Origin of the sequence: Streptomyces sp. CAI-85 (genome assembly GCF_013363615.1) — a bacterium.
Lineage (GTDB): Bacteria > Actinomycetota > Actinomycetes > Streptomycetales > Streptomycetaceae > Streptomyces > Streptomyces antibioticus_B.
This window is the reverse complement of record NZ_JAANNX010000024.1, coordinates 46,805-65,649: the sequence shown is the minus strand read 5'-3', so window position 1 is coordinate 65,649 and position 18,845 is coordinate 46,805. Positions and strand designations below refer to the sequence as shown.

Genomic DNA, 18,845 nt, shown 5'->3' with positions numbered 1-18,845 from the left:
GGTGCACTGCCGGGGCGAGGAGGGCGGGCCATGGTGCAGAAGGCCAAGATCCTCCTGGTCGATGACCGGCCGGAGAATCTGCTGGCGCTGGAGGCGATCCTCTCTGCGCTCGATCAGACGCTGGTGCGGGCATCGTCCGGGGAAGAGGCGCTCAAAGCACTGCTGACGGACGACTTCGCGGTCATTCTGCTGGACGTCCAGATGCCGGGAATGGATGGATTCGAGACGGCCGCGCACATCAAGCGGCGAGAGCGCACCAGAGACATCCCCATCATCTTCCTCACGGCGATCAACCACGGCCCGCATCACACCTTCCGGGGGTACGCGGCCGGTGCGGTGGACTACATCTCCAAGCCGTTCGACCCGTGGGTGCTGCGCGCGAAGGTCTCCGTGTTCGTCGAGCTGTACATGAAGAACTGCCAGCTCCGGGAGCAGGCGGCGCTGCTGCGGCTCCAGTTGGAGGGCGGCGGCAAGGCCGCGGCGAGCGGTGGTGCCAAGGAGCCGGCGGGGCTCCTCGCCGAGCTGTCGGCGCGGCTCGCGGCCGTCGAGGAGCAGGCCGAGGCGCTGTCCAAGCAGCTCGACGACGAGTCGGCGGACGCGGCGGCGGTGGCCACGGCGGCCCATCTGGAGCGCAAACTCACCGGTCTGCGGCGGGCGCTGGACGCGCTGGAGCCGGGCACCGGCGGAGCCTCCGCACTGCCGTCGCAGAACTGACGTGGGGGGCGGGAACAGTTGGGCATGAGCGTCCCTCAGTTCCGCCCTCGCACACGGGGGATGCGGCGGGCGTCGCCCTCCCCGAAGCGGAAGCGTCACTTCCGTGCCACCGTGGTGACGACACGAACGGGTGAAGCAGTGGGCACGCGTGTCCCCTGTGGCCTCCCCCGGTAACCTCACACCCATGGCCTCACGTCCCTCCGCAGCCAAGAAGCAGCCCGCCAAGAAGGCGGCTGCTCCCTCGAAGGCTCCGGCGAAGGCCGCCGCGAAGAAGGCCCCGGCCAAGAAGGCGCCCGCCCGCAAGGCCGCGGCGAAGAAGGCCGCGCCGGCGCCCAAGCCGGCGCCGAGCCCCACCGGGGGCGTGTACCGCCTGGTGCGTGCCGTCTGGCTCGGACTGGCGCATGCCGTCGGCGCCGTCTTCCGCGGCATAGGGAACGGCGCGAAGAACCTCGACCCCGCCCACCGCAAGGACGGCCTCGCGCTGCTGCTCTTCGCGATCGCGCTGATCTGCGCCGCGGGCACCTGGGCGGATCTGCGCGGACCGGTCGGCGACCTCGTCGAGATCCTGGTGACCGGATCGTTCGGCCGGCTCGACCTGCTGGTGCCGATCCTGGTCGCGGCCGTCGCCGTGCGCTTCATCCGCCACCCCGAGAAGCCCGAGGCCAACGGGCGGATCGTGATCGGCCTGTCCGCCCTCGTCATCGGGATCCTCGGCCAGGTCCACATTGCCTGCGGCTCGCCCGCCCGCGGCGCCGGCATGCAGGCGATAAGGGACGCCGGCGGTCTGATCGGCTGGGGCGCGGCGACCCCGCTGACGTACTCCATGGGCGAGGTGCTCGCCGTACCGCTGCTGGTGCTGCTGACGATCTTCGGACTGCTGGTCGTCACCGCCACCCCGGTCAACGCCGTTCCGCAGCGGCTGCGCGCGCTCGGCGTACGCCTGGGCGTGCTGGACGCCCCCGAGCCGGACCGGTTCGACGAGTTCGGTGACGTCGGCGACGACGAGCGCTACGACGAACAGTGGCGCGAAGCGCTGCCCGCGCGCCCCCGCGGGCATCGGAACGCCCCCCGGGAGTTCGACGCCGAGGAGGCCGAGCAGGAGGCCCTCGCCAAGCGCCGCGGCCGGCCCCGCCGCTCCGCCGTACCGCAGCCCGCGATGAACCGGAAGCTGGACGCCGTGGACATCGCCGCGGCGGCCGCGGCCGACCTCGACGGCGCCGTCCTGCACGGCATGCCGCCCTCGCCGCTCGTCGCCGACCTCACCCAGGGCGTCAGCGTCGGCGACCGCGAGGAGACCACCCCCGTACCCACCCCGGTCCCGGCCCCGGCGAAGCGGGCCCGGCAGGAGAAGCTCAGCGCCGAACAGGCCGTGCCGGACCTCACCAAGTCGGCCCCCGAGGAGATCCGCGACCTGCCGCCGCGCGCCGAACAGCTCCAGCTCTCCGGGGACATCACCTACTCCCTGCCGTCGCTCGACCTCCTCACGCGCGGGGGACCCGGCAAGTCGCGCAGCGCCGCCAACGACGCCATCGTCGACTCCCTGCGCCAGGTCTTCGCCGAGTTCAAGGTGGACGCCGACGTCACCGGCTTCACCCGGGGGCCGACGGTCACCCGCTACGAGGTCACGCTCGGCCCCGCCGTGAAGGTCGAGCGGATCACCGCGCTCACCAAGAACATCGCCTACGCGGTCGCCAGCCCCGACGTGCGGATCATCAGCCCGATCCCCGGCAAGTCGGCGGTCGGCATCGAGATCCCCAACACCGACCGCGAGATGGTCAACCTCGGCGACGTGCTGCGGCTCGCGGACGCGGCGGAGGACGACCATCCGATGCTGGTCGCGCTCGGCAAGGACGTCGAGGGCGGCTATGTGATGGCCAACCTCGCGAAGATGCCGCACATCCTGGTGGCCGGCGCCACCGGCTCCGGCAAGTCGTCCTGCATCAACTGCCTGATCACCTCGATCATGGTCCGCGCGACCCCGGAGGACGTGCGGATGGTCCTCGTCGACCCCAAGCGCGTCGAGCTGACCGCCTACGAGGGCATCCCGCACCTGATCACCCCGATCATCACCAACCCCAAGCGGGCCGCCGAGGCGCTCCAGTGGGTCGTCCGCGAGATGGACCTGCGCTACGACGACCTCGCCGCGTACGGCTTCCGGCACATCGACGACTTCAACGAGGCCATAAGGAACGGCAAGGTCAAGCCGCCCGAGGGCAGCGAGCGCGAACTCCAGCCCTACCCCTACCTGCTGGTCATCGTCGACGAGCTGGCCGACCTGATGATGGTCGCCCCGCGTGACGTCGAGGACGCGATCGTGCGGATCACGCAGCTCGCGCGCGCGGCCGGCATCCACCTCGTGCTCGCCACCCAGCGCCCCTCGGTCGACGTCGTCACCGGTCTGATCAAGGCGAACGTGCCTTCGCGGCTCGCCTTCGCCACCTCCTCGCTCGCCGACTCGCGGGTCATCCTGGACCAGCCCGGCGCCGAGAAGCTGATCGGCAAGGGCGACGGTCTGTTCCTGCCGATGGGGGCCAACAAACCGACGCGTATGCAGGGCGCGTTCGTCACCGAGGCCGAGGTCGCCGAGGTCGTCCAGCACTGCAAGGACCAGATGGCGCCCGTCTTCCGGGACGACGTCACCGTCGGCACCAAGCAGAAGAAGGAGATCGACGAGGACATCGGCGACGACCTCGACCTGCTGTGCCAGGCGGCCGAGCTGGTCGTCTCCACCCAGTTCGGATCGACCTCGATGCTCCAGCGCAAGCTGCGCGTCGGCTTCGCCAAGGCCGGCCGGCTGATGGACCTCATGGAGTCGCGCAACATCGTCGGCCCCAGCGAGGGGTCCAAGGCGCGTGACGTCCTCGTGAAGCCGGACGAACTGGACGGCGTGCTCGCGGTGATCCGCGGGGAGTCCGAGGGATAGCGGCCCGGCACGGGGGTAGACGCGACCGTGACTCACCCGTTAGAGATCTCAGAGCAACCGTTTCCCTGCGACGAACGTCCAGTTGAGCGAGAGGATCAGGTACGGCTTTCAACCGAGCGCCGTGCCTGGCCCGTCATCGGATTGTCCGGCCATTCCGATGGCGTACAAAGTCGTACCGCCCGGTTGCCCCTCCCTTTGGCACCCCCCCTAGACTGAACCTCCAGCACAGGTGGCTACACGCTCGAAAGGCGCCCCCGTGTCCATCGGCAACTCTCCTGAAGACGAGCGTCCGTTCGAAGACCCGTCCGAGGAAGTCCCCTTCTCGATCGGCCGTGCCCTGCGCGAGGCGCGCATCACGGCCGGGCTGACCGTCGACGACGTCAGCACCGCCACCCGGGTCCGCATCGCCATCGTCCATGCCATCGAGGCGGACGACTTCGCCCCCTGCGGCGGGGACGTCTACGCGCGCGGGCACATCCGGACGCTGGCCAGGGCCGTCCACCTCGATCCGGCCCCGCTGATCGAGCGCTACGACGCCACCCACGGCGGCCGCCCCGCGCCGACCGCGCCCGCGCCCCTGTTCGAGGCGGAACGCATCCGCCCCGAACGCCGCGGCCCGAACTGGACCGCGGCGATGGTCGCCGCGATCGTCGCCGTGATCGGCTTCGTCGGCTTCACCGCGGTCAAGGGCGGCGACGACGGCGGCTCCAAGGAACAGGTCGCCGAGGGCGGCACCCCGGCGGCCAGCGCCACCGCCTCGCCCACCCCCAAGACCGAGAAGCCCGTCGACCAGAAGCCCGAGCCCTCCGACAGCGCCATCGCCGCCGCCCCCCAGGACAAGGTGACCGTCCAGGTCAGCGCCACCGACGGCCGGAGCTGGATCTCCGCCAAGGACCACAACGGCCGGCTGCTCTTCGACGGCCTGCTCAAGCAGGGCGACTCCAAGACCTTCCAGGACAGCGAGAAGATCAACCTCGTCCTCGGCGACGCCGGGGCGATCGACCTCTTCGTCAACGGCAAGAAGATCGAGGACGACTTCCGGCCGGGCGCCGTGGAGCGCCTGACCTACACCAAGGGCGACCCCCAGGCCGGATAAGGGGCCGGTGGGTCCACGAGTCCGTACGGGGTTGGCGAAGATCGCCAACCCCGTCGACATTCGGTGTCGGTGGGACAAAGTAGTCTTGAGCCCATGCCTGAACGCCGTACCGTCGCACTCGTCACCCTTGGCTGCGCCCGTAACGAGGTGGACTCGGAGGAGCTCGCAGGCCGTTTGGAGGCGGACGGCTGGCAGCTCGTCGAGGACGCCGAGGAAGCGGACGTCGCCGTCGTCAACACCTGCGGCTTCGTCGAAGCCGCCAAGAAGGACTCCGTCGACGCCCTCCTGGAGGCCAACGACCTCAAGGGTCACGGCAGAACCCAGGCCGTGGTCGCGGTGGGCTGCATGGCCGAGCGGTACGGCAAGGAACTCGCCGAGGCCCTCCCCGAGGCCGACGGCGTGCTCGGCTTCGACGACTACGCCGACATCTCCGACCGCCTCCAGACCATCCTGAACGGCGGCATCCACGCCTCCCACACCCCCCGCGACCGGCGCAAGCTGCTGCCGATCAGCCCGGCGGAACGGCAGGAGTCGGCCTCCCTGGTCGCCCTCCCGGGTCACGCCCCGGCGGACCTCCCGGACGGGCTCGCCCCCGCCTCCGGCCCCCGCGCGCCCCTGCGGCGCCGGCTCGACGGCGCCCCGGTCGCCTCGGTCAAGCTCGCCTCCGGCTGCGACCGGCGCTGCTCCTTCTGCGCCATCCCGTCCTTCCGCGGCTCCTTCATCTCCCGCCGCCCGAGCGACGTGCTGAACGAGACGCGCTGGCTCGCCGAGCAGGGCGTCAAGGAGATCATGCTGGTCTCCGAGAACAACACCTCCTACGGCAAGGACCTCGGCGACATCCGCCTGCTGGAGTCCCTGCTGCCCGAGCTGGCCGCCATCGACGGCCTGGAGCGGGTGCGGGTCAGCTACCTCCAGCCCGCCGAGATGCGGCCCGGTCTGATCGACGTGCTGACCTCCACGCCCAAGATCGCCCCCTACTTCGACCTCTCCTTCCAGCACTCCGCGCCCGGCGTACTGCGCGCGATGCGCCGCTTCGGCGACACCGACCGCTTCCTGGAGCTGCTCGACACCATCCGGGGCAAGGCCCCGCAGGCGGGTGTCCGCTCCAACTTCATCGTGGGCTTCCCCGGCGAGTCCGAGAGCGACCTCGCCGAGCTGGAGCGCTTCCTGAACGGCGCCCGCCTGGACGCCATCGGCGTCTTCGGCTACTCCGACGAGGAGGGCACCGAGGCCGCGACCTACGGCGACAAGCTCGACGAGGAGATCGTCGCCGAGCGGCTCGCCCGGGTCTCCCGGCTCGCCGAGGAGCTCGTCTCGCAGCGCGCCGAGGAGCGCCTCGGCGAAACCGTGCACGTCCTCGTCGAGTCCGTCGACGAGGACGGCGTGTACGGCCGCGGCGAGCACCAGGCGCCCGAGACGGACGGCCAGGTGCTGCTCACGTCGGGCGAAGGTCTGAGCGTCGGCCGTATGGTCGAGGCGAAGGTGGTCGGGACGGAAGGTGTCGACCTGGTGGCCGAGCCTCTCCAGGGCTCGTTCGGGTGTAGTGAGGAGGCGGGCAGATGACGGGTGTTCCGGCGTCGGCCGCGGGCGGCTCCGCGCGGGCGAAGGCGACCGCGCCCGCCGCGGACGTGTCGGATGCGCCGGATGTCCCAGGCGCCTCGGGCGCCGGGGTGTCCGCCGCCGTGACCGGCCGTTCCTCTTCGTCCTCCTCGTCCGGTCCTGCCACCGGCTCCGACACCGACGGCTCCGCCGGGAAGGCTCCGCGGGGCAAGAAGATCGCCGCCGCGGCCGTCAACCAGGCGAGCGTCTGGAACATCGCCAATCTGCTGACGATGCTCCGGCTGATCCTGGTGCCCGGCTTCGTCGCCCTGATGCTGGCCGACGGCGGGTACGACCCCGCGTGGCGGTCCCTCGCCTGGGCGGCCTTCGCGATCGCCATGATCACCGACCTGTTCGACGGGCATCTTGCGCGGACCTACAACCTCGTCACCGACTTCGGGAAGATCGCCGACCCCATCGCCGACAAGGCGATCATGGGAGCCGCGCTCATCTGCCTCTCGTACCTCGGCGATCTGCCGTGGTGGGTGACGATCGTGATCCTCGGCCGGGAACTCGGGATCACCCTCCTGCGTTTCATCGTCATCCGGTACGGAGTGATCCCGGCGAGCCGGGGCGGCAAGCTCAAGACGCTCACCCAGGGCGTGGCCGTCGGGATGTACGTCCTGGCGCTCACCGGCTGGCTGGCCACCCTGCGGTGGTGGGTGATGGCCGCGGCCGTCGTCCTGACCGTCGTGACCGGGCTCGACTATGTGAGACAGGCCATTGTGCTGCGCCGCCAGGGAATCGCCGCGCGCCGGGCCGCTGCGCAGGAGACCACGGAGGAGAACCAAGCGTGACATCCACGGCCACTGACGTGGTGCGACTACTCACGGTGAACGGCGGGACGCTCGCCGTGGCCGAGTCGCTGACCGGTGGCCTGGTTGCGGCGGAGATCACATCGGTCCCCGGGGCGTCCAAAGTCTTCCGGGGATCGGTCACGGCCTACGCCACCGCCCTCAAGCACGAACTGCTCGGGGTCGACGCCGATCTGCTGGCCGCCCGCGGAGCCGTGGATCCGCAGGTCGCGGCCCAGATGGCGGCCGGAGTGCGCAAGGCGCTGGGCGCCGACTGGGGAGTCGCGACCACCGGAGTGGCCGGCCCGGACGCCCAGGACGGACAGCCCGTGGGGACCGTCTTCGTCGCCGTCGACGGGCCTTTCACAGGGGCGTCCGGTTCCGCCTCTGGCGGAAAAGTGGAGGCCCTGCGGTTGAACGGCGACCGCGCGGAAATTCGTAGAGAGAGTGTACGGAGCGTACTCGCACTGCTCCTGAAGGAGCTTGCGGGCGAACAGACCGGGAATGAGCGGGCACAGGATACGGAACAGAACGGGGGGTTTTGATGTTTGCAGCCCTGAGTGAACACGACATCGCTCCCCGCACGGCCGCAGCGCGAGGCGGTACGGTGGGGCGTGAAGGATGCGGCTACGCGGTCCGAGGAGGGAGCCACCGATGATTCTGCTCCGTCGCCTGCTGGGTGACGTGCTGCGTCGGCAGCGCCAGCGCCAGGGCCGTACTCTGCGCGAAGTCTCCTCGTCCGCCCGAGTCTCACTCGGCTATCTCTCCGAGGTGGAGCGGGGGCAGAAGGAGGCATCCTCCGAGCTGCTGTCCGCCATCTGCGACGCGCTGGACGTACGGATGTCCGAGCTCATGCGAGAAGTGAGCGACGAACTCGCCCTCGCCGAGCTGGCCCAGTCCGCTGCGGCCACCCCCAGTGAGCCTGTGCCCACGTCGGTTCGTCCGATGCTGGGTTCCGTGTCGGTGACCGGTGTGCCGCCGGAGCGAGTGACCATCAAGGCACCCGCCGAGGCGGTGGACGTGGTCGCCGCGTAGGTTCACGCGCGTGGGCGCCTGAGCGGCCACGTGTGAGTGTGAAGATCAGTGTGAGGCCCCGGCCGGGGTTCTCCGGGAAGATCCCGGAGAGGTGCGGTCGGGGTTTTTCGCGTTCGGGGGCCTGCGGGGCGGGGTGGCCTTCCGGGTGCGATTGCCGGTGCCGGGGGTTGCGGTCATCGTGGAGGGGCGCGGGGGCTCGGCGTGGAGGTGAGGCCATGGAGGGCTGGATAGTGCGCCGGGCGGCCGCTGTGGGGCTCGGCGCGGTGTGGTGGTGGGCCGCGATCCGCTGGGCGGTGGCGCCCGACGCCGGTGCGCTGGAGGGAGCGGTGGCCGCGGGCGGGTGGGGGCTGAGTCTGCTGCCGGTGCACTGCGTGGCCAAGGCGCGGGCTGCCGGGGCGGTGGCTGCGGGGCGGTGGGGGGCGGCTTGGAGGGCGGGCTCTGGGAGGGCTGGGGCGGGTGCTGGTGCAGGGGCTCCGCGTGCTCGGGCCGGTGCTGGTGCGGGCGTGGAGGCCGGTCCCGGGGACAGGTTGGGTGCTGGGGGTCGGGCGCGTGTCACCAGGGCATGGCGACGCCGCCGTTCGGGCGGAGGATCTGGCCCGTCGTGAAGGCCGACGCGTCCGACGCCAGATGCAGGACGGCGTGCGCCACCTCCTCGGGGGCGCCCACGCGGCCCAGGGGTGACATGCGGGACATGAGCGCCTCGGTGTGCTGCTGTGCGCCGGCGTCGTGGCGGTCGGTCATCGGGGTGCGGATCCAGCCCGGCGCGACCGCGTTGACCCGGATGCCGTACCGGCCGACCTCGTTCGCGAGGGTCTTGGTGAGCTGGACCACGGCCGCCTTCGCGGCCCCGTAGCAGAGCAGGCCGGGCCCGCCGGTGTCCACGGCGCCGGAGGCCATGGTCACGATGCTGCCTCCGCTGTCGTGCGCGATCATCAGGCGGGCCGCCTCCTGGCAGGCGTACAGCACGCCCTTGAAATTGACGGCCAGGACCCGGTCGAGATCCTCGTCGCGGGTCTCCAGGACCGGACTGCTGTGCATGATCCCGGCGACAGCGACCATCACGTCCACCCGCTCACAGGATCCGACGGCCTGCCGGACCTGGACCCGGTCGGTGACGTCGAGGTGGTGCGTGCGGGCGATCCCGCCCTGGGCCTTGATGAGGGTCGCCGTCTCGTGCAGGCCCGCCGCGTCGAGGTCCGCGCCGTGCACGGTGGCGCCCGCCTCGGCGAGCAGTACGGCGCAGGCGCGGCCGATCCCGCTCGCCGCGCCGGTGACGAACGCGGTGCGCCCAGTGAGGTCGTACGCCTTCACGGCCATGAAGGGACGGTACGAGTGTTTCTGACGGATCGTCAATCAGTCGGTGACGGTCGGACGCGGCGGGCCTGTGGGGAGCCCGGTGCCGGGGCCGGGCCCTGCTGGCAGTGCGGGCACCAGTAGGTGGGGCGTTCGCGGGAGCCGTCGCCCTGGTCGGCGACGCGCACGGGGGTGCCGCAGCGCAGACAGGGGCGGCGGGCACGGCCGTAGACGAACAGGTCCTGGCCGCGGCGGCCGGTGGTGTTGCGGACCGGGTGGTCGCGGTTGGCCTCCAGGAGCCGTTTGGCGAGCGCGGCCGGCTTCGCGGCACGGTCGGCGGGGAGCGCGCCGATCGGGAGCCAGGGGGTGACGCCGAGCAGGAAGCAGAGTTCGCTCTTGTAGACGTTGCCGATGCCGGCGAGATTGCGCTGGTCGAGCAGGGCCTCGCCGAGCGGGCGGGCGGGGTCGGCGAGCAGGTTGGCGAGGGCCTGGTCGGGGTCCCAGTCGGGGCCCAGGAGATCGGGGCCGAGGTGGCCGACGGCCCGCTGCTCCTCGCTGGTGCGCAGCAGTTCGAGGACGGGGAGGCGGTAGCCGACGGCCGTGCGGTCGTGGGTGCCGAGGATCGCCCGGATCTGGTGACCGGGGCCGCCGGTCCAGCGCTGGTCGTGGGCGTAGATCTTCCAGGAGCCGTCCATCCGCAGATGCGAGTGGAGCGTGAGGCCGCCCTCGACGCGGGTGAGGAGGTGCTTGCCGCGCGGGGTGACGTCCAGGACGGCGCGGCCGGTGAGGTCGGCTGTGGCGTACTTCGGCACGCGCAGGTCGGAGCGGGTCAGCACCTTGCCCGCGAGCGCGCTGTGCAGCCGCGCCGCCGCCTGCCAGACCGTGTCACCTTCGGGCATGCGTCAAGGGTGGCACGGTGAGGAAGGGCGGCACGGCGAGAAGGGGTGAGGGCGGGTCGGCAAAGGGGGAGTGCGGTCGGTGGCGGTCATGGGCGGAGGCGCAGTCCTCTGGGGGTGGCGATGAAGCCGGCTCCTTCCAGGAGGGTGCCGAGGGGGGAGGTCAGGGCCGAGGCGCCGTTGACCCGCTCCACGGTGATCGTGCCGAGCGAACCCGCGCGGGCGGCCGCGGCGAGGGCCTCGGCCGCGCTGTGCAGCCGGGGATCGTCGGGCGGGGACTCCTCGCCGCCGGGGGCGGAGGGCCAGGCCAGCAGGGTCTTGCCGCCGCGCTCCATGTAGAGCGTCAGCTCGCCGTCGACGAGGACCACCAGGGAGCCCGCCTTGCGGCCCGGCTTGTGCCCGGCACCGGTCGGGGGCTCGGGCCAGGACAGGGCCGCGCCGTACGCGTTGGCCGGGTCGGCGGCGGCGAGCACGAGCGCCCGGGAAGCGGCGGAGTCTTCGCGGGTACGGCGGCGGCGGTCGGCGGGGGGCGCGTAGGCGGAGGAGTACGGCGAGGGCGGCGCGGGGCCCGGGTCGTACGGCGAGAGGGCGGGGCCCGGGTCGTACGGGGATGCCGGGCCGCCGCCACGGGGGCCGCCCGCGCCGGGGGAGGCGAAGGGGTCGTCGAGACCTGCCGTGTTCCAGGTGAGGTCCTCGGCGGGGAAGCCGCTTGGGAAGTGGTCGTCGGGGGAGCCGTCAGCGGCGGGTGCCGCACCGGGAAGGGGCTCGCCCCGGTCGCGCGCGTTGGCCACCGCGCGCAGACGGTCCACGGCGCCGTCCATCGCGAACTGGGCCGCGCCCAGGCCCTCGACGACATAGCCGCGCCGGGCCTGGCCGCTCTCCTCGAACACGGACAGCACCCGGTACGTCGCCGAGAAGCCGCCCTCGATGCCCTCGGCGGCGACCGCGCCCCTGGTCACCACGCCGTGCCGGTCGAGGAGCGTGCGCGCGACGGCGTGGGCGCGGACGGTGGGGTCGGGTTCCAGTGCCGGGAGCAGGGACCAGCGGCCCGCGACGGTGGGAGGGCCGGTGCGGGAGGCCGTGCGGGCGCCGGACGCGAGGGAGCCGTACCGCCCGCGCGGGATCGTGCGTTTGGCGCGGTGGGCCGTGGCACCGGCCGTGCGGCCCGAGCCCAGCAGGGAACGCATCGGGGCGAGCGTGTCGTTGGTGAGGCGGCCGGACCAGGCCAGGTCCCAGACGGCGTCGGCGAGCTGGGGCTCGGTGACGTCCGGGTGGGTGGTGGCCCGGATCTGGTCGGCGATCTGACGGAAGAACAGGCCGTAGCCGCCGGACAGGGTGTCCAGCACGGACTGGTGAAGTGCCGTCAGTTCCAGGGGATGCGGCGGCGGCAGGAGGAGGGGCGCGGCGTCGGCCAGGTAGAGGGAGACCCAGCCGTCCTTGCCGGGGAGGGCGCCCGCGCCGGCCCAGACGACCTCGCCGGCCGAGGTGAGTTCGTCGAGCATCGCCGGGGTGTAGTCGCGTACGCGGGACGGCAGGACCAGCTTCTCCAGGGCCGAGGCGGGCACCGACGCGCCCTGGAGCTGCTCGACGGCCCGCACCAGCCCGTCGATGCCGCGCAGGGAGTGGCCCTTGCCGATGTGCTGCCACTGGGGCAGGAACTGGGCGAGGGCGGGCGGCGGCACCGGTTCGAGTTCGTGGCGGAGGGCGGCCAGCGAGCGGCGTCGCAGCCGGCGCAGCACGGTCGCGTCGCACCACTCCTGGCCGATGCCCGCCGGATGGAACTCGCCCTGGACGACGCGTCCGGCGGCCGCGAGCCGCTGGAGGGCGCCGTCGGTGACCGCGACGCCCAGACCGAAGCGGGCCGCCGCGCTCGTGGAGGTGAACGGGCCATGGGTGCGCGCGTGCCGGGCCAGGAGATCGCCGAGGGGGTCCTTCACGGGCTCGGTGAAGGCTTCCGGCACCCCCACCGGAAGGGCGGTGCCGAGCGCGTCGCGCAGCCGGCCCGCGTCCTCGATCGCGGCCCAGTGGTCGGCGCCGGTGATCCGGACCTTGATCGTGCGCCGGGCCCGGGCCAGTTCAGGCGCCCATCCCGGTTCGGCGCCGCGCTCGGCGAGTTCGGCGTCGGTGAGCGGGCCCAGGAGGCGCAGCAGGTCCGCGACACCCTCGGTGTCCTTCACCCGCCGGTCCTCGGTGAGCCACTGGAGTTCACGCTCCAGCTCGGTGAGGACGTCGGCGTCGAGCAGTTCGCGCAGCTCCGCCTGGCCAAGCAGCTCGGCCAGCAGCCGCGAGTCAAGGGAGAGCGCGGCGGCGCGGCGTTCGGCGAGCGGTGAGTCGCCCTCGTAGAGGAACTGGGCGACGTAGCCGAAGAGGAGGGAGCGGGCGAACGGGGAGGGTTCCGGGGTGGTGACCTCGACCAGGCGGACCTTGCGGGACTCCAGGTCGCCCATCAGCTCCACGAGCCCGGGGACGTCGAAGACGTCCTGGAGGCACTCGCGGACCGCCTCCAGGACGATCGGGAAGGAGCCGAACTCGCTCGCCACCTCCAGCAGTTGCGCCGCGCGCTGGCGTTGCTGCCACAGCGGGGTGCGCCGGCCGGGGTTGCGGCGCGGGAGCAGCAGCGCGCGGGCGGCGCACTCGCGGAAGCGGGCCGCGAACAGTGCCGAGCCGCCGACCTGGTCGGTGACGATCCGGTCGACCTCGCCCTTGTCGAAGACGACGTCGGCTGCTCCGACCGGGGCCTGCTCGGCGTCGTACTCCGTTCCTGCCTTGCGGGGTTCCCGGTCCAGCAGGTCCAGGCCCATGAGGTCGGCGTCCGGCAGCCGCAGCACGATGCCGTCGTCGGCGTGCATGACCTGGGCGTCCATGCCGTACCGCTCGGAGAGCTTGGCGCCGAGGGCGAGGGCCCAGGGGGCGTGGACCTGGGCGCCGAAGGGGGAGTGGACGACGACCCGCCAGTCGCCCAGTTCGTCACGGAAGCGCTCCACGACGATCGTGCGGTCGTCCGGGACATGGCCGCACGCCTCGCGCTGTTCGTCGAGGTAGGCGAGCACGTTGTCGGCCGCCCAGGCGTCCAGGCCCGCGGTGAGCAGCCGGAGCCGCGCGTCCTCCTTGGACAGGGAGCCGACCTCGCGGAGGAAGGCGCCCACCGCGCGGCCCAGCTCCAGCGGGCGGCCGAGCTGGTCACCCTTCCAGAACGGCAGGCGGCCCGGCACCCCGGGGGCCGGGGAGACCAGGACACGGTCACGCGTGATGTCCTCGATGCGCCAGGAGCTCGTACCGAGCGTGAAGACGTCGCCCACCCGGGACTCGTAGACCATCTCCTCGTCCAGCTCGCCGACGCGGCCGCCGCCCTTCTTGGGGTCGGAGCCCGCCAGGAAGACGCCGAACAGGCCGCGGTCCGGGATCGTCCCGCCGGAGGTGACGGCGAGACGCTGGGCGCCGGGGCGGCCGGTGACCGTGCCGGCCACGCGGTCCCACACCACGCGCGGGCGCAGCTCCGCGAACGCGTCGGACGGGTAGCGGCCGGCGAGCATGTCCAGGACGGCCGTGAACGCCGACTCCGGCAGCGAGGCGAAGGGCGCGGCCCTGCGGACCGTGGCCAGCAGGTCGTCGACCTGCCAGGTGTCCAGGGCCGTCATGGCCACCAACTGCTGGGCCAGGACGTCCAGCGGGTTGGCGGGCACGCGCAGGGACTCGATCGAGCCGGTGCGCATCCGCTCGGTGACCACCGCCGCCTGGACGAGGTCGCCGCGGTACTTGGGGAACACGACGCCGGTGGAGACCGCGCCCACCTGGTGCCCCGCGCGGCCGACGCGCTGGAGCCCCGAGGCGACGGACGGCGGTGACTCGACCTGGATCACCAGGTCGACGGCGCCCATGTCGATGCCCAGCTCCAGGCTGGAGGTCGCGACCACGGCGGGCAGCCGGCCCGCCTTCAGGTCCTCCTCGACCAGGGCGCGCTGCTCCTTGGAGACCGAGCCGTGGTGGGCCCGCGCGATGACCGCCGGGGCGCCCTGGGCCGCACCCGAGCCGCCCATCAACTGGGCGGGAGCGTGATGCTCGTCGAGGGGCTCGCCGGTGGCCCGCTCGTAGGCGATCTCGTTGAGCCGGTTGCACAGGCGCTCGGCGAGCCGGCGGGAGTTGGCGAAGACGATCGTGGAGCGATGGGCCTGGACCAGGTCGGTGATCCGCTCCTCGACATGCGGCCAGATCGACGGACGCTCGGCCCCCTCCGAACCGTCGGCGACCGGGGAGGCGCCCAGCTCGGCCAGGTCCTGCACGGGGACGACCACCGAGAGGTCGAACTCCTTGCCGGACTTGGGCTGGACGATCTCCACCTTGCGGCGCGGCGAGAGATACCGGGCGACTTCGTCGACCGGGCGGACGGTCGCCGACAGACCGATCCGGCGGGCGGGCCTCGGCAGCAGTTCGTCCAGCCGCTCCAGGGTCAGCGCGAGATGCGCGCCGCGCTTGGTACCGGCGACCGCGTGCACCTCGTCCAGGATCACCGTCTCGACCCCGGCCAGCGCCTCGCGTGTGGCCGACGTCAGCATCAGGAACAGGGACTCCGGGGTGGTGATCAGGATGTCCGGCGGGCGGGTGGCCAGCGCACGGCGCTCGGCGGGCGGGGTGTCGCCGGAGCGGATACCGACCCTGACCTCGGGCTCGGGCAGGCCCAGGCGGACGGATTCCTGACGGATCCCGGTCAGGGGGCTGCGGAGGTTGCGCTCGACGTCGACCGCGAGGGCCTTGAGCGGAGACACGTACAGCACCCGGCACCGCTTCTTGGGGTCGGCGGGCGGCGGCGTCGAGGCGAGCTGGTCCAGGGCGGCGAGGAAGGCGGCCAGGGTCTTGCCGGAACCGGTCGGGGCCACCACCAGCACGTCCGACCCCGCGCCGATGGCCTGCCACGCGCCCGCCTGGGCCGCGGTGGGCGCGGAGAACGCCCCCGTGAACCAGCCGCGGGTCGCGGGGGAGAAACCGTCGAGGGCTCGGTGTGCGGAGCTGACCATGCGTCCATCCTGCACCCCGCCACTGACAATGGCCCTGAGCTGCGCGGATGCGGCGGACCTGGGGAGGGGCGGGGTGCGTGTCCCGGCCGGGGTCGCGGAGAATGGGGCCATGGCGGGTTCGGACGAGTTGGCGCGGCACTGGCGGTACGCCGACCTGCCCGGGGTCGATCTGCTGCGCGCCCGCTACATCCGCAAGACCTTCGTCCGGCACACCCACGAGCACTTCGTCATCGCGGCCATCGCCGACGGCGTCGAGGTCTTCCACCACGGCGGCGCCGACCAGTACGCGGGTGCCGGCGCGCTCGCGCTGGTCAACCCGGACACCCCGCACACCGGGCGGGCCGGTGTCCCGGAGGGCTGGAAGTACGGGGCGGTGTACCCGGCGCCCGACGTCGTCGCACAGATCGCCGCCGAGACGACGACCCTGCGCGGCACCCCGGGATTCGTCCGCCCCGTCCTCGACGACCCCTACGCCGTCGGCCTGGTCCACCAGGTGCTCCGCGCCGCCGACGAGGGCAACGCGCTGGCCGCCGACACCCTGCTGCGGGTGGCCGTCACCCGGTTGCTGAGGCTCAACGGCGGACCGCTCCCGCAGCGCGAGGTGCGCACGGCCGGGGCGCGGATCGCTGCCCGCGCGCGTGCCGTGCTGGAACAGCGCATGACCGACCCGCCGACCCTGGAGCAGCTCGCCGCGGACCTCGGCACCAGCCCCTTCGCCCTGCTGCGGGCCTTCCGCGACGCGTACGGCATGCCCCCGCACACCTGGCTGACGGACGCGCGCGTGCGGCGGGCACGGCGGCTGCTGGACGCGGGGACGGCACCCGCCGAGGCCGCCCTGGCGGTGGGGTTCACCGACCAGCCGCACCTCAACCGGCACTTCGCGCGGATCGTGGGCGTCCCGCCGGGCGCCTACCAGCGGGAGCGCAAGAACGTACAAGACGCGCGCGGGGAGCTGCTCCTACCGTCCTCGGTGTGGCAGAACAGACAGCTCTCGCAGACATACGCGCTGACGGCGCGGGAAAGCCGGACTCCGCCGTCGTACGGGACGCCCTCGGCGTCGGAATCGCCGTAGGACTGTCCGGGTTCGCCTTCGGGGTGACCTCGGCCGGCAGCGGGCTCACGGTGTGGCAGACCTGCGCGCTGAGCCTCCTGGTGTTCACCGGCGCCTCCCAGTTCGCGCTGGTCGGCGCGCTCGCCGCGGGCGGCAACCCGCTGACGGCGGCCGCCGGTGCCTTCTTCCTCGGGGTGCGCAACGCGTTCTACGGGCTGCGTCTGTCGCAGTTGCTGGCCCTCCCGCGCGCAGTGCGGCCCTTCGCCGCGCAGTGGGTGATCGACGAGACCGCGGCCGTGTCGCTGGCGCAGCCCGGGAGGCGTGCCGCCCGCATCGGGTTCACGGTCACCGGGCTGAGCCTGTACCTGCTGTGGAACCTCACCACCCTGCTCGGTGCCCTGGGCGCCGAGGCCATCGGGGACACGGACGCGTGGGGGCTCGACGCGGCCGGTCCCGCCGTCTTCCTGGCGCTGCTCGCGCCCATGCTCCGGACCACCACCGAGCGGACCGTCGCGGCCCTCGCGGTCCTGCTGGGCCTCGGGCTGCTGCCCGTCCTGCCCGCCGGGGTGCCCGTCCTGGCGGCCGCGCTCGCCGCGCCGGTCGTGCTGTACGCCCAGGGGCGGCGCGGGGCGAGCCGGACCGGCGCCGCGTCACGACAGGCGCCGGAGGACCGGACCGGCGGTGCGTCACCACAGGCGCCGGAAGACAAGCAGGACCGCGACGACGAGCGGCGAGGAGAGCAGCGGTGAACGTCTGGATCGCGATCGGGGCGACCGCCCTCGGCTGTTACGCCGTCAAGCTCGCCGGGCTCCTCGTGCCCGCGGGGGCGCTGGAACGGCCCCTCGTCCGGCGGCTCGCCGCGCTGCTCCCCGTCGCCCTGCTGGCCGCGCTCACGGCCCAGCAGACGTTCGCCGACGGGCACGCCCTGGTGCTGGACGCGCGGGCGGCCGGACTGGCCGCGGCGGCCGTGGCACTGGTCCTGCGGGCGCCCTTCCTGCTGGTCGTCGCCGCGGCGGTGGTGGTGACCGCGGGGGTGCGGGCACTGGGCGGCTGACGGGTACCGGTCGGCTGACAGACCGCCCGGGACCCGACCGGCGCCGGACGAGGTCAGCCGACCGCCCGGCCGTGCGCCCGCAGGGTGCGCAACGCCTCGATCGTCACCATGGGGCGCGCCTCCAGGGCGGGAGCAGGTGCCCAGTGACGCCACCGCACCGGCCAGCCGCCGTCCTCCCGCTGCTCGCCGGCGAGGAAGTCCAGGGAGCGGGCCATCTCGTCGTCCGTGAACCACGTGCGCGCCAGCGAGTGCGGTGTCCGCGCGAAGTCGTGCGGGAAGTGGTGCTCTCCGGGGGCGTACCCGGGCGCGACCGGGAAGGCGTCCAGGCGGTCCGGGTCCAGCGCGGCCAGCCGGTGCTCGCGCACCAGCCGGCCCAGACGGTCGGCGGCCGCCTCCGCGCGCGGGCGGTCGGGTACGGCGTCCAGGAAGGCCACGGCCGCCTCGACCTCGTACGGATGGGACCGCTCCAGGGAGTCCACCGCCCGCCAGCAGAACTCCGTGGCCCGGAACAGCCAGGCGTGCCACACCTCGTTGCGGTGCAGCAGACCGACCACCGGACCGGTCGCCAGCAGCTCGCTGGGCGGGTCGTCCACGATCGGGACGAACGGCGCCACCGGGTACCCGCGCTGCGTGGGGAGGACGGCGGGGAGCGCCCCGTCGGCGGTCGACACGGAGGTCAGATAGCGGCACACGCGCTCCACGCGCTGTCCGCCGCAGCGGCCGATGGAGTCCAGGACGCGCAGCGCGTGCGCGGTGTGCAGCGGCTGGCTGACGGGGCCGCGCAGATCGGGCTCCAGCGCGTGGCCGTACCCCCCGTCGTCGTTCAGATGGGCGTCGAGGGCGGTCTCGACCGGGTCGGCTCCGCCGCGCAGGAAGTGGTACGCGAACAGGCGCTGCTCCAGCACGCGCGCGGTGAGCCAGACGAAGTGCTCGGCGCGGAAGAGCGGGGAGCGCGCCGAGGGTGTCGGGGTCGCCTGCGGTGACGGGTGTGACGGGGGTTTCTGGGGGAGTGGGGATGCTCCGATTGCGGCCATGGGTCAGACCGTAGGACGGAAAGCGGTCTCGGCAGGCGGGACCGGCGGGGGCCACCCCCGGGCGCGGGATACTGGTGTCATGCGGTTGACGGTCTTCTGGCAGCGGATGGACGAACATTTCGGCGCGGGCTACGCCGAGACGTTCGCGCGCGATCACGTGATGACGGAGCTGGGCGGGCACACCGTGGACGAGGCGCTGGCGGGCGGCTGGGACGCCAAGGACGTATGGCGCGTGGTGTGCACGGTGATGAACGTTCCCCACGAGAAGCGCTGATCCCCGCGCCGATCCGTCGCGTAGATCACAGGCGCCTCCCCGATTGTCGGTGGCGTAGGCGAGACTTGCC

At 72.9% G+C, this 18,845-nt stretch carries 15 protein-coding genes; 11 read left to right on the top strand and 4 right to left on the bottom strand.

The genetic code is table 11. From position 1 onward, the window contains the following. The first annotated feature begins 30 nt into the window (after positions 1-30). The 7 genes from G6W55_RS23800 (at position 31) to G6W55_RS23770 (ending at position 8,161) form a co-directional block, all read left to right on the top strand. Positions 31-714 (top strand): two-component system response regulator, encoded by a 684-nt coding sequence (locus tag G6W55_RS23800; protein WP_078635072.1) that lies wholly within the window; start codon positions 31-33, stop codon positions 712-714. Positions 715-898: 184 nt separating this feature from the next. Continuing rightward, the gene (locus G6W55_RS23795) at positions 899-3,637 is read left to right on the top strand and encodes a DNA translocase FtsK (protein WP_217687274.1); all 2,739 of its coding nucleotides are present in this window, start codon (positions 899-901) and stop codon (positions 3,635-3,637) included. 256 nt (positions 3,638-3,893) lie between these two features. Beyond that, positions 3,894-4,733, top strand: a complete 840-nt coding sequence (locus G6W55_RS23790; protein WP_030798427.1) for a helix-turn-helix domain-containing protein — start codon at positions 3,894-3,896, stop codon at positions 4,731-4,733. A gap of 93 nt (positions 4,734-4,826) precedes the next feature. Beyond that, positions 4,827-6,296: a 30S ribosomal protein S12 methylthiotransferase RimO gene (gene rimO, locus G6W55_RS23785; RefSeq protein ID WP_175522869.1), complete on the top strand. Its 1,470-nt coding sequence runs from the start codon at positions 4,827-4,829 to the stop codon at positions 6,294-6,296. After that, the gene (gene pgsA / locus G6W55_RS23780) at positions 6,293-7,129 is read left to right on the top strand and encodes a CDP-diacylglycerol--glycerol-3-phosphate 3-phosphatidyltransferase (RefSeq protein WP_175522868.1); all 837 of its coding nucleotides are present in this window, start codon (positions 6,293-6,295) and stop codon (positions 7,127-7,129) included. The genes rimO and pgsA overlap by 4 nt, the downstream gene beginning before the upstream one ends. Next, a complete protein-coding gene (locus G6W55_RS23775; RefSeq protein WP_175522867.1) occupies positions 7,126-7,671 on the top strand; it encodes a CinA family protein in 546 nt (181 codons plus the stop codon). The genes pgsA and G6W55_RS23775 overlap by 4 nt, the downstream gene beginning before the upstream one ends. A gap of 109 nt (positions 7,672-7,780) precedes the next feature. Beyond that, positions 7,781-8,161, top strand: coding sequence for a helix-turn-helix domain-containing protein (locus G6W55_RS23770; RefSeq protein ID WP_015657463.1), 381 nt, complete (start codon positions 7,781-7,783; stop codon positions 8,159-8,161). A 552-nt stretch (positions 8,162-8,713) separates the two neighbouring features. Here G6W55_RS23770 and G6W55_RS23765 read toward each other — a convergent pair. From G6W55_RS23765 to G6W55_RS23755, 3 genes are all read right to left on the bottom strand, one after another. Then, positions 8,714-9,478 (bottom strand): SDR family NAD(P)-dependent oxidoreductase, encoded by a 765-nt coding sequence (locus tag G6W55_RS23765; protein ID WP_175522866.1) that lies wholly within the window; start codon positions 9,476-9,478, stop codon positions 8,714-8,716. Between the two features lie 32 nt (positions 9,479-9,510). Next, positions 9,511-10,353, bottom strand: coding sequence for an Fpg/Nei family DNA glycosylase (locus tag G6W55_RS23760; RefSeq protein ID WP_175522865.1), 843 nt, complete (start codon positions 10,351-10,353; stop codon positions 9,511-9,513). A gap of 86 nt (positions 10,354-10,439) precedes the next feature. After that, a complete protein-coding gene (locus G6W55_RS23755) occupies positions 10,440-15,362 on the bottom strand; it encodes an ATP-dependent helicase (RefSeq protein ID WP_175522864.1) in 4,923 nt (1,640 codons plus the stop codon). 109 nt (positions 15,363-15,471) lie between these two features. Between G6W55_RS23755 and G6W55_RS23750 the strand changes: the two genes are divergently transcribed. The 3 genes from G6W55_RS23750 to G6W55_RS23740 are packed head-to-tail and all read left to right on the top strand — an operon-like array spanning position 15,472 to position 17,467. Beyond that, positions 15,472-16,434 carry an AraC family transcriptional regulator gene (locus G6W55_RS23750; RefSeq protein ID WP_175522863.1) on the top strand — a complete coding sequence of 321 codons (963 nt, stop codon included), beginning with the start codon at positions 15,472-15,474 and terminating at the stop codon, positions 16,432-16,434. Further along, positions 16,335-17,162 (top strand): AzlC family ABC transporter permease, encoded by an 828-nt coding sequence (locus tag G6W55_RS23745; protein WP_175522862.1) that lies wholly within the window; start codon positions 16,335-16,337, stop codon positions 17,160-17,162. The genes G6W55_RS23750 and G6W55_RS23745 overlap by 100 nt, the downstream gene beginning before the upstream one ends. Next, positions 17,159-17,467, top strand: coding sequence for an AzlD domain-containing protein (locus G6W55_RS23740; protein ID WP_175522861.1), 309 nt, complete (start codon positions 17,159-17,161; stop codon positions 17,465-17,467). Before G6W55_RS23745 ends, G6W55_RS23740 begins: the two co-directional genes overlap by 4 nt. A 53-nt stretch (positions 17,468-17,520) precedes the next feature. On the opposite strand, the gene G6W55_RS23735 is transcribed toward G6W55_RS23740, so the two are convergent. Further along, the gene (locus G6W55_RS23735) at positions 17,521-18,501 is read right to left on the bottom strand and encodes a hypothetical protein (RefSeq protein ID WP_217687273.1); all 981 of its coding nucleotides are present in this window, start codon (positions 18,499-18,501) and stop codon (positions 17,521-17,523) included. Between the two features lie 79 nt (positions 18,502-18,580). On the opposite strand from G6W55_RS23735, the gene G6W55_RS23730 reads away from it, so the two are divergent. Next, positions 18,581-18,775, top strand: a complete 195-nt coding sequence (locus tag G6W55_RS23730; RefSeq protein WP_030796505.1) for a DUF3046 domain-containing protein — start codon at positions 18,581-18,583, stop codon at positions 18,773-18,775. The last annotated feature ends 70 nt before the right edge of the window (positions 18,776-18,845 follow it).

Bases quoted from the DNA above. Each gene is read 5' to 3' on its own strand.
- G6W55_RS23770 (WP_015657463.1), top strand. From the start codon at position 7,781: ATGATTCTGCTCCGTCGCCTGCTGGGTGACGTGCTGCGTCGGCAGCGC.
- G6W55_RS23735 (WP_217687273.1), bottom strand. From the start codon at position 18,501: ATGGCCGCAATCGGAGCATCCCCACTCCCCCAGAAACCCCCGTCACAC.
- G6W55_RS23800 (WP_078635072.1), top strand. From the start codon at position 31: ATGGTGCAGAAGGCCAAGATCCTCCTGGTCGATGACCGGCCGGAGAAT.
- G6W55_RS23765 (WP_175522866.1), bottom strand. From the start codon at position 9,478: ATGGCCGTGAAGGCGTACGACCTCACTGGGCGCACCGCGTTCGTCACC.
- G6W55_RS23760 (WP_175522865.1), bottom strand. From the start codon at position 10,353: ATGCCCGAAGGTGACACGGTCTGGCAGGCGGCGGCGCGGCTGCACAGC.
- G6W55_RS23795 (WP_217687274.1), top strand. From the start codon at position 899: ATGGCCTCACGTCCCTCCGCAGCCAAGAAGCAGCCCGCCAAGAAGGCG.
- G6W55_RS23750 (WP_175522863.1), top strand. From the start codon at position 15,472: ATGGCGGGTTCGGACGAGTTGGCGCGGCACTGGCGGTACGCCGACCTG.
- pgsA (WP_175522868.1), top strand. From the start codon at position 6,293: ATGACGGGTGTTCCGGCGTCGGCCGCGGGCGGCTCCGCGCGGGCGAAG.
- rimO (WP_175522869.1), top strand. From the start codon at position 4,827: ATGCCTGAACGCCGTACCGTCGCACTCGTCACCCTTGGCTGCGCCCGT.
- G6W55_RS23730 (WP_030796505.1), top strand. From the start codon at position 18,581: ATGCGGTTGACGGTCTTCTGGCAGCGGATGGACGAACATTTCGGCGCG.
- G6W55_RS23755 (WP_175522864.1), bottom strand. From the start codon at position 15,362: ATGGTCAGCTCCGCACACCGAGCCCTCGACGGTTTCTCCCCCGCGACC.